The following is a 14294-nucleotide window of genomic DNA, read 5'->3' on the forward strand; positions in this document are numbered from 1 at the left end:
GGCCAGAGCCTAGCTCATAGGGAGCTCACAGGGCCTTGGCGATGCGGGCGGCGTAGGAGGCGGCCTCGTCGGCGGAGTCGTACGTGGTGCGGGGCCAGAAGAAGCCGCGCAGGCCGTCCTTCTTGTTGCGCGGCACGACGTGCACGTGCAGGTGGGCGACGCTCTGGCTGACGCGGTTGTTCATCGCCACGAACGTGCCGCCGGCCTGCAGCCCCTCCTCCACGGCCCGCGTCACGGCCTGCACCCGCGCGAAGAACGGCCCGACGTCGGCGAGGTCGGTGAGTGTCTCGACGTGGACGCGCGGGACGACCAGCACGTGTCCCTTGAAGACCGGGCGGATGTCGAGGAAGGCGAGCGCCACGTCGTCGGAGCTCACCATGTGGGCGCTCCGCTCACCGGCGATGATCTCGCAGAACAGGTCGGTGCTCACGGGCCGACCCTACCGGCCCTGGCCGCGAAGGCCGTCCAGCTCGTCATGTTGGGCTCCGACCACTGCTCAGGCGCGTGCAGGAAGTGCTCGCCGACCCTTTCGCGCAGGCGTACGGGCACCTCGGGCACCTTCGCGCCCCTGCAGTGGTAGACCAGCCCGCCGCCGCGCCGCCCCATCGCCATCCACGGCAGCCACGGCGAGACCCGGCACCACGAGAACACGCACGGCACGTCCGGCACGCCCGACTCCAGGTCGGCGGCGGAGGCGAAGAACTGGAACAGCTCCAGCGCCCGGTAGGTGTCGCTCGCCGAGTTCTCCGGGTAGTCGGCCACCTTGAGCGGCGACGGGTAGGCCAGCCGGACGTCCACGTTGTAGACGACCTGCCCGCCGAGCCGCGTCTCTGGCACCTTGTAGGCGCCCAGCCGCTGGTTGACGGGGTCGTTGAAGACGTGCTGCACCTCGGCCTCGCGCCCGGTGAACGGGTTGGCCCAGGTGTCGAGCACCCGGCGGTCGCGGGGGTCGAGGTAGAGCGCCGCCTCCCGGGTTAGCAGCCGCCATCCGCCATCGGTCTCGACGGCCCTGGCCACGTTGAGCCCCTCGAAGCCGAACAGGTGGTGCGGCCCGTCGTCGTCCTGCCAGCCGTAGACGTCGCCGGTCCAGTACGAGATCGTCTCCGCGCCGTCGGCGGACGCGCGTACCCGGATGAAGTCCATGCCGGGGAGCCTAGCCACCGGGTATGCCGGAGGACGGCCGCTCGCGTACGGTCACCTGGAAGACCGCCTCGCCCGACTGCCGCCTGCTCTCCTCGGTGGCGGGCGTCCTGTCCTGGCCGCAGCGCCAGCAGTCGTACAGCCTGATCTCGGTGGTGCCCGGGTGCTTGCCGTTGAAGACGAAGTACGCCGTGCCGCCCGAGCCCGGCTCGTCGCCCTGGCTCTCGCGCTCCTCGCTGATGAACGAGGCCACCTTCGTGTCGGGCACCGCCACCAGGTCCCAGCTGTCGCCCACGGACGGGTTCTCCGGCACGGCCAGCGAGAACCGCTGCCCCGGCGTCACCTCGACCTGGACGGTCGCGCCCTTGGCCCCCTTGGCGACCTTCCCGTAGTCGCTCACCCACGACCCGGCGCCGCACCCGGCCGCCAGCAGCGGGACGAGCAGGGCGGCGGCCACCGTTCCACGCATCACCCTGGCAGGTTATCGGCCCTGCTCCTCCGTCCCCTGGAAGGGGGCGTCAGGGGAGTCGCACGACGATCCTGATGCGGTCGCCGTGCCGCCCGACCTCGATCACGCGGCGGCGGCAGGCCGCCCTGCCGGTCATCATCCGGCGCAGGGCGAACGCGGTCATCGCGCCCGCCGCCAGGATCAGCACCATGGGACGCCGTCCCTTCGCCACGTCCATGACGGGCTCGGGCACGCTGTCCCTGGCTCGGTCCGCCAGGTGCGACGCCCGGCCCTTGACGACATCGGCGCGTTCCCTGGCGACCTCGGCGGCGTGTCCCGCGCGCTCCCTGGTCAGCTCGGCCGCGTGGCCCGCGCGCTCCTTGGTGACCTCGGCCGCGTGTCCCGCACGCTCCTTGGCCACCTCGGCCGCGTGGCCCGCGCGTATTTTCGCCGCTTCCGCGGCGTGCCCCGCGCGGTCCTTGGCGCGGGCCTTGGCACGGTCCTTGGCGCGGCCGGCCCGGCTCCTCATGTTGACCTTGGCCGCCAGCGCCCCGACGGTCGCGCCCAGCTCGCGCCGGGTCTCCTCGATCTCGCGGCGCAGCTCGTCCTCCGTGGTCGCGCCGCCGGAGCGCCGCTCGCGCGCGCCGTCCCCGCGTGCCGCGCCCTGGGTGCTCATGCGGGAGGACGTACGCCGCTCCCGGCCGCCGCGTGAGCCGCGCAGCGACGCCTCCTCGGTGCCGTGGCTCATATCGGCCTCGGCGCGTTCGTCACGTATGGGGGTCTCGGGGATGAACGTCTCGTGCGCCTCGCGCTTCAGCTCGGCCTCGTGCGCGTTCTCCGCCGCGCCAGGACGCGTCTGGGGGACGTTCATGGACTCGCGGTCCGTCGGCGTGCCCACGGTCGCTCTGCGGGCGCCGACGTCACCGGCGTGCTGTCCGCTGTATCCGGGGTCGGTCTCGCTCATCGCCGTGCACTCTCCTTGACCATGTCGATGTCGGCCCTGACGCTCGCGATGGTCTCCTCGGGGACGGGCGGCTTGGCCCGCTTGACCTCGGTCCTGCCCGCGTACGCGAGCACCGCCGCGACGAGGAACAGCACCACCGCCACGATGGCGGCGGCCGCCCAGCCCGGCAGCACCAGGGCGAGCAGCATGATGACGGCGGCCACAAGGGCGGCAGCGCCGAAGAACGCGACGAGACCCGCCGCGCCGAACATGCCGGCGCCGAGACCCGCGCGCTTGCCCTTGGCGGTCAGCTCCATCCTGGCCAGGCGGAGCTCATCCCTCACGAGCCTGGAGACCTGCTCGGAGAGGTCGGTGACCAGCTTGTGGGTGTCGTTCACGACGTTCGCCTCCTCCGCTGAGGAAGGCGACTACCCACACATATGGCCTTCTATCGCGCCCGTGGGCGGGGCCGCCGCGCTACCGCCTGGTCGCGGCCTTGAACAGGAAGCCCAGCACGGACACCACCGGATCCTTGCCCGGCTTGTCGCTCTTGCACCAGTTGTCGGGCTGCTGTGGCTTGCTCCACGGGGAGGGCAGCTCGCACGAGGGAGCCTGCGGCTTGGGCCGCTCACACCACGATCCGGGAGTGTTCATACCTTCAGCCTACTCTTCGGGTTTCGGCCATGTTAGGGAAAGCGCCGGCAAATGAGGAGGGTCCGCACGGCGACCCGCCGGCTCCTCCAGCCGCTCCGCCCGCGCGCACGGTCCTGACTGCATCCTCGCCGCGGCCTGGCCCGATGTACGCCGCAGTGGCGGTAGCCTGCCGACGTGCTGGTACACGGGGTCTGGGCGGGCGACGGTCTCGCGTTCTGGGCGGAGACCACCGACCCACCCGCCACCCCGCCGTCCCGCACGACCCCCCGCACCCACCCCCACGCCGCCCCGGCCTCCGCCCTCTCCGCCTTCCTCCGCGCGGCCGACTCCTCCCCTGAGACGCAGCCGCGGGTGCTGACGTTGTTGCTGCCGGGGTCGGCCAAGGAGCCGCTGCCGTCACCGGAGACCGGGCGGCTGGCGGAGGTGACGCGGCCCAGGCTGCGTCCGTGGCGGGTGCCCGCCGTCCTCCCCTCCCCCGGCGACGCGCTGCGGGTGCTGGAGGAGCATGCGGACACGGCCACCCTGCGCCACTGGGCCGCCGTCGCCGCCTTCGCCCGCGACCTCGTGCGCCGGGGCCGCGTCATCCCGCAGCTGGCCATGTCGCGGGCCGTGTGGCGGCCCGTGGTGACCGGGGCCGACGCCGCGTACTTCCGTGAGCTGGCGCTGGCCATGCCGCCCGCCTGCCGTACCGGCGAGGTCGAGCGGGCGTCGGCGGAGGTGCAGGCCGAGGCGCTGGAGGTGGTCACGGACGCGATCATCCGCGAGACGCTCACTGCTCCCCTGCTCACCAAGGAGGCCGCGAGCCCCGCGGAGAGGTGGCTGGCCGCGCTGACCGGGCCCGACCCGGCCTGTCCCGATGTGCCCGAGCTGCGGGCCGAGCTGGAGCGGTGGCACGCGGCGGTGACGGCGGCCGAGGGCGCGACGCGCGTGTGCTTCCGGCTCATCGAGCCCGCCGAGCCTGCCCAGCCCGCCCAGCCCGCCGAGCCCGCCCAGCCCGCCGAGGCCGCCGAGGCCGGATGGCGGGTCGAGCTGGCGTTGCAGGCGGTGGACGATCCGAGCCTCTACGTGCCCGCCGCCACCGTGTGGAGCGGGGTGACGGGGCTGCCCGGCAGGCCCGAGCGGGACCTGCTGGCGGGGCTGGGGCGGGCGGTGCGGCTCTATCCGGAGCTGGAGCGGGCGCTGCGGGTGCCGGAGCCGGGCGAGCTGGCGCTGGACACGGCGGGCGCGTTCGGGTTCCTGCGGCAGGCGGCGCCGCTGCTCCAGGCGGCCGGGTTCGGGGTGCAGCTGCCGCGCTGGGCGGGCCGTACCCGGCTGGGGCTGAAGCTGACGACGCGGACGAAGAAGCAGTCGGCGGCGGCGAGCCAGGGGTTCGGGATGGCCGACCTGGTGAACTTCCGGGTGGACCTCGCGGTCGGCGGCGAGACGATCAGCGAGGCGGAGCTGGCCGAGCTGGCCCGGCTCAAGGTACCGCTGGTCCGGGTGCGCGGCCAGTGGGTGGAGCTGGACGACCGGCAGCTCAAGGCGGCGTTGCGGGCGGTGGAGGGCAGCCGTACGGGAGAGGCGAGCGCCGCCGACATCCTGCGCCACGTCGTGCAGGGGGACGACGAGGAGCTGCCGCTGCTGGAGGTGGACGCCGACGGGGTGCTCGGCGACCTGCTGTCGGGGCAGGCGGAGCGGCGGCTGGCTCCGCTGGCCACGCCGCCCGGCCTGGACGCGACGCTGCGGCCGTACCAGGAGCGGGGGCTCGCCTGGCTGAGCTTCCTGTCGGAGCTGGGCCTCGGCGGGGTGCTGGCCGACGACATGGGGCTGGGCAAGACGATCACCACGCTGGCCCTGCTCGTCCACGAGCGCGCCGGTGCGCAGGACGTGGAGCCCACCTTGCTGGTCTGCCCGATGTCGCTGATCGGGAACTGGCAGCGGGAGGCGGCCAGGTTCGCGCCCGCCCTGCGCGTGTACGTGCACCACGGCAGCGGCCGCGACCCCGCCGGGATCGCGGACGCGGACCTGGTGATCACCACGTACGGCACCGCCTACCGCGACCTGGAGACGCTCAAAGAGCCCGCCTGGCGGCGGGTGGTGTGCGACGAGGCGCAGGCGATCAAGAACAGCGGCACGCTGCAGGCCAGGGCCGTACGCTCGATCCCGACCGGCACGAGGCTGGCGCTGACCGGCACGCCGGTGGAGAACCACCTGGCCGAGCTCTGGTCGATCATGGAGTTCGCGAACCCCGGCCTGCTGGGCCCGCGGGCCAGGTTCAGGACGCGCTTCCAGGAGCCGATCGAGGCCCGCCAGGACGAGCAGGCGACGCGGGCGCTCAGGAGGGCGACGGGCCCGTTCATCCTGCGCCGGCTCAAGACCGACACCTCGATCATCTCCGACCTGCCGGAGAAGCTGGAGGTCAAGGAGTGGTGCTCGCTCACCACCGAGCAGGCCACGCTCTACCGGGCGGTGGTGGACGACATGCTGGGCAGGATCGACGACAGCGAGGGCATCGAGCGGCGCGGCCTGGTGCTGTCGGCGATGGCGAAGCTGAAGCAGGTCTGCAACCATCCGGCTCACCTGCTCAAGGACGGCTCCCGCCTCGCCGGCCGATCAGGAAAACTCACCCGACTGGAGCAGTTGTCCGAGGAAATCCTGGCGGAGGGTGAAAAAGCGCTGCTCTTCACTCAATACGCGGAGTTCGGCACCATGCTCCAGCCGTACCTCGCCCAGCGCCTCGACCACCCGGTGCTGTTCCTGCACGGCGGCCTGCCGAAGAAGACGCGCGACCGCCTGGTCGACCGGTTCCAGAACGACCCTGAGCCCGCGCTGTTCGTGCTGTCGCTCAAGGCCGCCGGAGTCGGGCTCAACCTGACGGCCGCCAACCACGTCGTCCACGTGGACCGCTGGTGGAACCCGGCCGTCGAGGACCAGGCGACCGACCGCGCGTTCCGCATCGGCCAGCGCAAGAACGTGCAGGTCCGCAAGCTCATCTGCGCGGGCACCCTGGAGGAGCGGGTGGACGAGATGATCGAGCGCAAGAAGGCGCTGGCGGAGCGGGTGGTCGGCACCGGCGAGGACTGGCTGACCGGCCTGTCCACGCAGGAGCTGCGCGAGGTGTTCAGGCTGAGCGCCGAGGGGGTGGACTGATCGTGGCGGAACGCCCCGGCTGGTACGACAGCGCCGGCCCGATCGAGGTCGAGGGCGGCATCAGGGCGCGCTCGAAGCGCGGCAGCATCGGCTCCACCTGGTGGTCGCGGCGCTTCATCGACATCCTGGAGCGCGTCTGCGACAAGGGCCGCCTCTCGCGCGGCCGGGCCTACGCCCGCAAGGGCCAGGTGGTCTCGATCGACCTCGAAGCGGGCGAGGTCAGGGCGTCGGTGCAGGGCTCGCGCCCGCAGCCGTACCGGGTGACGATCAGGATCGAGGCGTACGACGAGGCGCGCTGGAGCGCCATCGAGGAGGGCATCGCCGCGCAGGCCGTGCACCGGGCGCGGCTGCTGGCCGGCGAGATGCCGCCGGAGATCGAGGAGTTGTTCGCCGCGATGGGCATCGACCTGTTCCCGCGCGACCTCGACATGGACTGCTCGTGCCCCGACTGGGGTTTCCCGTGCAAGCACCTGTCGGCGGCGCTCTATCTGCTGGCCGAGTCGTTCGACGACGACCCGTTCCTGGTGCTGGCCTGGCGGGGGCGGACGCGCGAGCAGCTGCTCGGCTCGCTGGCGGAGGAGCCGGCGGCGGGCCCACCGGCCGTGGAGGACGTGCCGTTCGCCGACCGGCTGGCCGACTTCTACGCCTCTGGCGCCTCGGCGCACCGCCCGGAGCGCCGCCCGGGCACCGTCGCGCCCGGCCTGCTGCCCCGCGTCTTCCCGCCGCCCGGCGAGGTGGCGGCCCCGCTCATCGAGGCGTACCGGCGGCTGGAGACATCGTGACGCAGCGCGATCTCTCGTTTACCGTAGGTGTACGGACAGTCGCGACGAAAGGGCGGAGACATGGGATTCTCCTGGGCGTGAGCCGCTGACTCAGCGGTCCTCGAAGTCGGCGGGCACCATCACGCGCACCCCGTTAGGGACCACGCGGAGCCTGATCGGGGTGCGCAGCCGCACCTCTCCGTCGACGTCGGCGGCCATCGGCGGGTCGGTCTCCAGCAGCATCTCCCTGCCCATCACGAACGGCCCGCCCGCGAGGCTGCGCCACCGCCCGGTGGTCGCCCTGATGAGCGTCTCGCCGAGCAGCCGCAGCTTCTTGCCCGAGCCGAGCTGGTAGGCCACCAGCATGCCGTTGTCGATGCTGATGTCCTTCGCCACCTGCCAGCCGCCGTGGAAGCGGCCGTTGGCGATGTTGAGCTGGTGGGTGAGCAGCTCGTGGCGCTCGCCCTCGACCGTGATGTACGCGCGGAACGGCCGGTGTCCCGGCAGGATCGTCAGCGCGGTGAGGGGGTAGGCGGGCCGGCCCACGATGCGCTTGAGCCACGGCTTGACCTTGCCGGCCACCTCGACCGACACCCCGAAGCTGGCCAGGTTGGCGAACGGCCGGTCGTCGGCCAGGCCGAGGTCGATGTCGGCCACCTTGCCGGTGTCGAACACCCTGATCGCGCCGGCGAGGTCGAGCGGCAGGCCGAGGCTGCGCGCGAAGTTGTTGGTGGTGCCGAGCGGCAGCACGCCGAGCGCGACGTCGCGGTGGGCGACGTGGCGGACGGCCGAGGAGAGGGTGCCGTCGCCGCCGCCGACGATGAGCAGGTCGGGGTCGGTGGCGAGGGCGGTGTCGAGCAGATCGCGCAGCCGCTTGGGGTTGTAGACCGACAGCTCCGCCAGCGGCTCGAACCCGAGGTTGTGGATCTGCTCGATCACCTCGAAGTAGTGGCGTCGGCCACGGCGCGAGCGAGTGTTGACCACCACCGCCACCCGGCGATCTCTGCGGATCGCCGCGGTGTGCTCGTCTTTGGTGCGCAATTCGGCCATGGTCATCAATGGTAGGGGGCCGCCGGACGCCCGGCGGCCCCCTGTGGATCACTTCTTCGGCGGGACCACGTGGACGATCGCGCCGAGGTTGCCGGGCAGCGGGCTGACCAGCTTGAACTGCACGCCGAGTGCCTTGCCCTCGTCACCGGGGTCGCCGGTGCCGAGCACAGAGCCGGCGGCCACCTGGCCGTACAGCTCCGTGGCCGGGGTGCCGTCCTGGTGGACGACGCGCGTGGTGTAGGACTGGTCGCCCTTCGACGGCACGACCACCGAGGCGTCGAAGTCGCGGTAGTACAGGCCGCCGTCGATCACCTCGATGCCCGGGTACCAGGTCTTGGCGTCGGTGAAGGACTTGACCGGCTTCTGCGCGGGGAAGTCCGTGCAGTAGGAGCTGGCCGGCTCGTCCGGCGCCTCCACGCACTCCTTGAACGGGTACGTCTTGACGAACCCGAACGCGGCGTTGGAGGTCTGGACGCGGCCCTGAAGGTTCTTGTTCAGGGTCGGGTCCAGCTCGGCGGCGCGGCCGGTGCGGCGCAGCGGCTCGTAGTGGGAGTCCACGACGAGCAGGCTGCCCTTGGGCCCGACGCTCGGCGTCTGCTGCAGGGTGCTGCCGATGTTGTTGTTGATGAACGTCGAGTCGCGGTACCAGACCAGCAGGCCGGGCGCGTTGTACTTCACCTTCTGCACCTTCCACGCCCCGTCGCGGAGGTAGTCGGTGTCGTAGGTGTAGGCCAGGCCCTTGTCGAAGCCGTCGAAGTTGCGCCACTCGGCGAGGTAGAAGCGGGAGATCTCGCGCTCGCCGTTGTTGCGGGTCCAGCCCTGGCCGCTGGTGTTGGTGAAGGTGCCGCCGACGGCGATCCAGCCGGTGTCGCTCTCGACGTCGTCGCTCCAGACGGCGGTGCCGCCGTTGGTGAGCTCGAAGTCGTCGACGTGCCAGCCGCGCTCCTGGTAGGCGGCGTCGGAGTTGAACGTCAGCCGGAACTTGATCGTCTGGCCGGCGTACGGCGTCAGGTCCACGTAGTCGTGCCGCCAGGCGCCGCCCGTGCCGCCGGTGATGCCGTACTTCTTGTTGCCGAAGGTGACGAGGTTCTTGTTCGGGTCGGGGTAGTCGTCAGGCGTGGTGACCTCGTTGCCCGCCTCGTCGAACATCTTCTGCTGGGTCCACGTCTCGCCGCCGTCGGTCGAGACCTCCACGAAGCCGAAGTCCCAGTCGGACTCGATCTCGTAGTTGTTCCACATCCACAGCTTGAGGTCGCCGCCGGCGGGAACGGGCAGGTCGCGGGTCAGCGTGAGGTTGGCCCAGTCCTGGTCGAGGCCGCTCCACCAGGCGTTCGAGCCGCTGTGCGGGTCGATCATCTTCAGCGGGGTGGACTTCAGGTTGACCCGGACGCCGTCCTGGGTGAGCTTGGGCGTGCGCGAGGACTGCCCGACGGTGACGAGCCCGGCCCTGTCGCCCGGCTCGAACACCTTCGGGTTGGCCCAGCCGAGCACCCACTTGTCCCACAGGCCCATGTGGCTGGGCATCGACTGGAAGATGGGGCCGGAGTGGGAGCCACTGGACATCAGGTCCCAGAAGTCCACGGCGGAGCTGGCCTGACCCGAGGTGTCGTACAGGTCGGGCAGGCCGAGGTCGTGGCCGTACTCGTGGGCGAAGACGCCGACGCCGGAGTCCTCGGGCTGCACGATGTAGTTGGAGATCTTCTTGTCGGTGCCCGGGATCCTGTAGCCGCCGGCGACCGCGCTGGAGTGGGCCCAGATCGCGTACGTGCCCTCGGCGCCGCCGTCGGAGGACTTGTCCTTGCCGGCGTGCACCAGCACCAGGTGGTCGATGACGCCGTCGGGCTCGGCGAAGTCGCCGTCGCCGTCGGCGTCGGAGACGTCCTCGACGTCGTAGTCGGCCCACGGGAAGTCCGGCTGCGCCTTGGCCAGGGCCTCGATGGTGTCGATGGGCAGCTGCTGGGCGCCGCGCGCGTTGTCGGGGTGGCCGGACATGTCCTGGGGCGCGCCGCCGCAGGCCGCGGCGCCGTACCAGGCCTCGGAGTGCGGCACCTTGATCCAGCCGACCGCGGAGCCGGTGACGGAGTAGGCGCCCTTCGACATCTCCTCGTACATCTTCTTCATCGTGAAGCCGGAGATGTCGATGCCGCGCTTGCCGTCGCGGGGGTCCTTCAGGTCCGTACGCACGCGCTGCGTGATGCCCTTGTCGGTGTAGAGCATCTTGTTGAAGTGGTCGGTGCTGAAGTCCTTGACCCAGAAGGAGTTGTTGTCCTTGTACGGCAGCGTCGCCGGGTCCGGGATGTTGTTGTGCAGCGGGCCGTTGAGCAGGGTGCCGGCCGGCTCGACCACGCAGTCGTCGGGGGCGCTGTTCACCGTGCGCAGGCGGTTGAAGCCGGAGAAGTCGTCGTTGGCCTGGTCGTCGAACTCGACGAGGACGGTCAGGAGCTTGGCCGTGCGGGCCTGCTTCGACTTCTTGAAGATCCATTCAGCCGGGTTGCGCCCGGTCCTGATGGCCTCGTTCTCACGGGCGGCGAGCACGCGGCCCGCCGCCGGGTTGCCGCTGCTGAACTTGCGGTCGTACTTCTGCGCGGGGGTGAGCGAGCGGGCCTGCGCGCCGGTGAGGGACGGCTCCTTGACGTCCTTCTCGACCTGCGGCGGGGCGTAGTTGATGTAGAAGTCCGCGGCCGTGGGCTCATAGGTGGCGACGGAGGTCGCCTGAGCCGCCGGGGGCACGAACAGGGCGGCGCTCAGGAGCGCGACCGCCGGGACTGTAGCTAACAGGCGCTTTGTGCTGGGCACCAGGAACCCTCTCTGCCCGGGGTCGCCGGGCGCATGGCCATGGGGTGTGCAATGCCGGACGCTAGAGCCTGCGTCAACGGATCGTAAAGTGCGTTGTTGAAACGTGATCAAAATACGACAATCACACCATCAAGGTCACAGCCACGACACCGCCCGCGACCGCGGCCCCGTAACACAGGATCGCGATGAGCACGTCGAAGCGGCCGATGCCGAGCAGCTCCTCGCTGGTGAAGCGGAGACGGTGGGCGGCGTGGAAGAGACAGAGCACGACGACCACCACGAACGCCGCGCGTACCAGCACGTGGCCGAGCAGGCCGCTCAGGTGCTCCGGCGCCGGCCACTCCAGCACGCCGAGCGGCATGAGCACCCCGAACAGCAGCACGAGCACCGGCAGCAGCAGCGCCGCCACCACTCCCCCGCCGCTGAACAGCAGCCACAGGTACGGCTCCAGCCGGCGTCTCACCCGAACCCCCTCAGCACGAAGAACGCGACGACCGCCGACACGACCGCCCAGAGCGAGTGGTTGCCGCCCTGGATCAGCCAGGCCGGCAGCCGGTAGCCGTCCAGCCGGACGACGGTCGCCTTGGGCGCGAGGTTGAGGAACGTGACCGCGTGGAAGGCGGTCGCCACCAGGGCCACCACGTTGATCGCGACCATCCACGGGCGGGCCGCCAGCGCCGCGAACTCCGCGAGGCGGCCGCCGAGCACCGCGCCGGCCAGCATGAGCAGGAACACCACGGCCCACGCCACGAAGACGCTGGTCAGCTCGCGCAGCACGAACACCGCGTAGCCGCGGCTGCGGGTGAACCACAGCCGGTCGCGCCCGGGCCGGTAGACGGCCGGGGTGACCTCCTCACCGGCCTTCATCTCCTGCTCCAGGGCAGCACCGAGCGCAGCGCCGCCGTCAGCTTGTAACGCTGGATCGCCTCCGCCGGGTCCACGTGCTTCGGGCAGACCTTCGTGCACTCGCCGACGAACGTGCACCCCCACACCGCGTCGTCCTGGCTGAGCACGTCGAACCGGTCGCCCATGTCGCGCGAGTCGAGGTTGTAGCGCTGCGCCAGCGCGATCGCGGCGGGGCCGAGGAAGTCGGGGTCGAGCACGTAGACCGGGCAGGCCGAGTAGCACAGCAGGCAGTTGATGCACATGCTGTACTGCTTGTACGCCTCCAGCTGCTCGGGCGTCTGGGCGTACTCGGCGGTCAGCGGCGGCTCCTCGCCCTGCCTGATCAGCCACGGCCGCACCGACGACAGCTTGGCCAGGAAGCCGTCGATGTCCACCACCAGGTCCCTGATCACCGGGAAGCCCTTCAGCGGCTCGATCCTGACCGGGCCTTCGCCGTACTCGGTGAGGAACGTGCCGCAGGTCAGCCGCGGCTCGCCGTTCACCGTCATGCCGCACGAGCCGCACACCCCCATGCGGCACGACCACCGGTAGGACAGGCTGCCGTCGAGCCGGTCCTTGATGTGGTTGAGCCCGTCGAGCACCGCCCAGCCGGGCCGCACCGGCACGTCGTAGCCCTGCATGACGGGCGCGTCGTGCTCGCCGGGCCGGAACCTGGCGACCTCCATCCTGATCGTGCGGGTGCCCGCCTGCTCTTCCGCTTGCCGTGCCGCCTGCCGTATCTCCCGCCTCGTCTCAGTCACGGCCGTACACCCTTTCTCCCGGAGGCCAGCGGGTGATCGTCACGGGCAGCAGGCCGACGGACGGCGTGCCGTCGGGCGCGCGGTGCACCAGTGAGTGCGCCAGGTAGGTCGCGTCGTCCCTGGCGGTGTGGTCCGTACGCTGGTGCGCGCCGCGCGACTCCTGCCGGTTGAGCGCGCAGGCCACGATCGTCTGGGCGATCTCCAGCATGCCGCGCAGCTCCTGGAGGCTGATCAGCTCGGTGTTGAACGGGCCGCTGTCGTCCTCGACCCGCGCGTACTCGGCGCGTTCGCGCAGGTCGGCGAGCGTGTCGGCGGCCTTGGCCAGGACGTCGCCGGTCCGGTAGATGCCGGCCGCCTCCTCCAGCGTGTGCTGCATGCGCTCGCGCAGGCCGGCGATCCGCTCGCCGCCCTCGTGCCGCTCGCGCGCGCGGAGCAGCCGCCGCCGCTCGTCCTCCCCCTGGGCTCCTGCGACGGCCGGCTGCGGCTCACGGTGCTCCCTGGCGAACTCCGCCGCCGCGACGCCCGCCCGGCGGCCGAACACCAGGATCTCGGGCAGCGAGTTCGAGCCGAGCCGGTTGGCGCCGTTGATGCTCACGCACGCCGTCTCCCCCGCCGCGAACAGCCCGGCGATCGGGGTGGCGCCGTTCAGGTCGGTGTGGACGCCGCCCATCATGTAGTGCACGACCGGGCGCACCGGGATGAGGTCGGTGGCCGGGTCGAGGTTCTGGTAGCTGCGGCACAGCTCGCGGACGAACGGGATGCGGGCCTCGATCCTGCCCTCCCCGAGGTGGCGCAGGTCGAGGTGGACGACGGGACCGTGCGGGGTGTCCACGGTGCGGCCCTTGCGCTGCTCGTGCACGAACGCCTGCGAGAGCCGGTCGCGCGGGCCCAGCTCCATGCTGCGCAGCTTGGGCGTGGGCGTCGGCCTGCCGAGGTCGTAGTCCTGGAGGTAGCGGTAGCCGTCCTTGTTGAGCAGCCAGCCGCCCTCCGCCCTGGCCGCCTCGGTGATGAGGATGCCGGTGAACGGCAGGCCGGTGGGGTGGTACTGGACGAACTCCATGTCCTTGAGCGGCGCGCCCTCCCGGTAGGCCAGCGCCATGCCGTCGCCGGTCTTGATGGCGGCGTTCGTGGTGAAGGGGAAGACCCGGCCGCAGCCGCCGGTGGCGAGGATCACGGTCCTGGCGTGGACGGTCTCGATGCGGCCGGTGCGCAGCTCGACGGCCACCACGCCGTGGACGCGGCCGTCGTCCACGAGGAGCTTGGTGACGAACCACTCGTCGTACCGCAATATGTCCTGATATTTCAGGGTGGTCTGGAAGAGCGTGTGCAGCAGGTGGAAGCCGGTCTTGTCGGCGGCGTACCAGGTGCGCATCTTCTTCATGCCGCCGAACGGCCGCACCGCCACCCGCCCGTCGCGCTCCCTGCTCCACGGGCAGCCCCAGTGCTCCAGCCTGATCAGCTCGGCCGGCGCCTCGGCCACGAACGCCTCCACCGCGTCCTGGTCGCACAGCCAGTCGCCGCCGGAAATCGTGTCGTAGCAGTGCTCGTCGAGCGTGTCGTCCACGCCGATCACCGCGGCGGCCCCGCCCTCGGCGGAGACGGTGTGGCTGCGCATCGGATAGACCTTCGACACGACCGCCACCTTGAGCGCCGGGTCCGTCTCGGCGACCGCCACGGCCGCGCGTAACCCCGCGCCGCCGCCCCCCACGATGAGCACGTCGATCATG

At 71.4% G+C, this 14294-nt stretch carries 14 protein-coding genes; 2 read left to right on the plus strand and 12 right to left on the minus strand.

Features of this window, described 5'->3' with window-relative positions; genetic code table 11:
* Positions 1 to 25 precede the first annotated feature (25 nt).
* The 6 genes from AB0K12_RS07040 to AB0K12_RS07065 all read right to left on the minus strand — a co-directional run bounded on the left by AB0K12_RS07040 (position 26) and on the right by AB0K12_RS07065 (position 3185).
* A complete protein-coding gene (locus tag AB0K12_RS07040; RefSeq protein ID WP_364556334.1) occupies positions 26 to 430 on the minus strand; it encodes an HIT family protein in 405 nt (134 codons plus the stop codon).
* Positions 427 to 1143 (minus strand): DUF1838 family protein, encoded by a 717-nt coding sequence (locus AB0K12_RS07045; RefSeq protein WP_364556335.1) that lies wholly within the window; start codon positions 1141 to 1143, stop codon positions 427 to 429. The genes AB0K12_RS07040 and AB0K12_RS07045 overlap by 4 nt, the downstream gene beginning before the upstream one ends.
* 10 nt (positions 1144 to 1153) lie before the next feature.
* Complete coding sequence (locus AB0K12_RS07050; protein WP_364557721.1) at positions 1154 to 1609, minus strand: protease inhibitor I42 family protein; 456 nt, start codon at positions 1607 to 1609, stop codon at positions 1154 to 1156.
* A gap of 49 nt (positions 1610 to 1658) precedes the next feature.
* Positions 1659 to 2552 carry a DUF3618 domain-containing protein gene (locus tag AB0K12_RS07055; protein ID WP_364556337.1) on the minus strand — a complete coding sequence of 298 codons (894 nt, stop codon included), beginning with the start codon at positions 2550 to 2552 and terminating at the stop codon, positions 1659 to 1661.
* Positions 2549 to 2929, minus strand: coding sequence for a phage holin family protein (locus tag AB0K12_RS07060; RefSeq protein WP_345386864.1), 381 nt, complete (start codon positions 2927 to 2929; stop codon positions 2549 to 2551). The genes AB0K12_RS07055 and AB0K12_RS07060 overlap by 4 nt, the downstream gene beginning before the upstream one ends.
* A gap of 79 nt (positions 2930 to 3008) precedes the next feature.
* Positions 3009 to 3185 carry a hypothetical protein gene (locus AB0K12_RS07065; RefSeq protein WP_364364290.1) on the minus strand — a complete coding sequence of 59 codons (177 nt, stop codon included), beginning with the start codon at positions 3183 to 3185 and terminating at the stop codon, positions 3009 to 3011.
* A gap of 174 nt (positions 3186 to 3359) precedes the next feature.
* Here AB0K12_RS07065 and AB0K12_RS07070 point away from each other — a divergent pair, with 174 nt between their 5' ends.
* Together AB0K12_RS07070 and AB0K12_RS07075 are read left to right on the plus strand one after the other, a co-directional pair.
* On the plus strand, positions 3360 to 6314 hold the full coding sequence (locus AB0K12_RS07070; protein WP_364556339.1) for a DEAD/DEAH box helicase: 2955 nt from the start codon (positions 3360 to 3362) through the stop codon (positions 6312 to 6314).
* 2 nt (positions 6315 to 6316) lie between these two features.
* Positions 6317 to 7096, plus strand: a complete 780-nt coding sequence (locus tag AB0K12_RS07075; protein WP_364556341.1) for an SWIM zinc finger family protein — start codon at positions 6317 to 6319, stop codon at positions 7094 to 7096.
* Positions 7097 to 7186: 90 nt separating this feature from the next.
* Here AB0K12_RS07075 and AB0K12_RS07080 read toward each other — a convergent pair whose 3' ends face one another.
* The 6 genes from AB0K12_RS07080 to frdA form a co-directional block, all read right to left on the minus strand.
* Positions 7187 to 8125, minus strand: a complete 939-nt coding sequence (locus AB0K12_RS07080) for a diacylglycerol kinase family protein (protein WP_364556343.1) — start codon at positions 8123 to 8125, stop codon at positions 7187 to 7189.
* A gap of 48 nt (positions 8126 to 8173) precedes the next feature.
* The gene (locus AB0K12_RS07085; RefSeq protein ID WP_364556345.1) at positions 8174 to 10855 is read right to left on the minus strand and encodes an immune inhibitor A domain-containing protein; all 2682 of its coding nucleotides are present in this window, start codon (positions 10853 to 10855) and stop codon (positions 8174 to 8176) included.
* A gap of 187 nt (positions 10856 to 11042) precedes the next feature.
* The gene (gene frdD / locus AB0K12_RS07090; protein WP_364556346.1) at positions 11043 to 11384 is read right to left on the minus strand and encodes a fumarate reductase subunit FrdD; all 342 of its coding nucleotides are present in this window, start codon (positions 11382 to 11384) and stop codon (positions 11043 to 11045) included.
* The gene (locus AB0K12_RS07095; protein ID WP_364556349.1) at positions 11381 to 11788 is read right to left on the minus strand and encodes a hypothetical protein; all 408 of its coding nucleotides are present in this window, start codon (positions 11786 to 11788) and stop codon (positions 11381 to 11383) included. The genes frdD and AB0K12_RS07095 overlap by 4 nt, the downstream gene beginning before the upstream one ends.
* Positions 11785 to 12567 carry a succinate dehydrogenase iron-sulfur subunit gene (gene sdhB / locus AB0K12_RS07100; protein WP_364556351.1) on the minus strand — a complete coding sequence of 261 codons (783 nt, stop codon included), beginning with the start codon at positions 12565 to 12567 and terminating at the stop codon, positions 11785 to 11787. The genes AB0K12_RS07095 and sdhB overlap by 4 nt, the downstream gene beginning before the upstream one ends.
* Entirely contained in the window at positions 12560 to 14293 is a 1734-nt protein-coding gene (frdA, locus tag AB0K12_RS07105) for a fumarate reductase (quinol) flavoprotein subunit (protein ID WP_364556353.1), read from the minus strand. Before frdA ends, sdhB begins: the two co-directional genes overlap by 8 nt.
* Position 14294: the final 1 nt, after the last annotated feature.

Origin of the sequence: Nonomuraea sp. NPDC049419, assembly GCF_040676995.1 — a bacterium.
Taxonomy (GTDB): domain Bacteria; phylum Actinomycetota; class Actinomycetes; order Streptosporangiales; family Streptosporangiaceae; genus Nonomuraea; species Nonomuraea salmonea.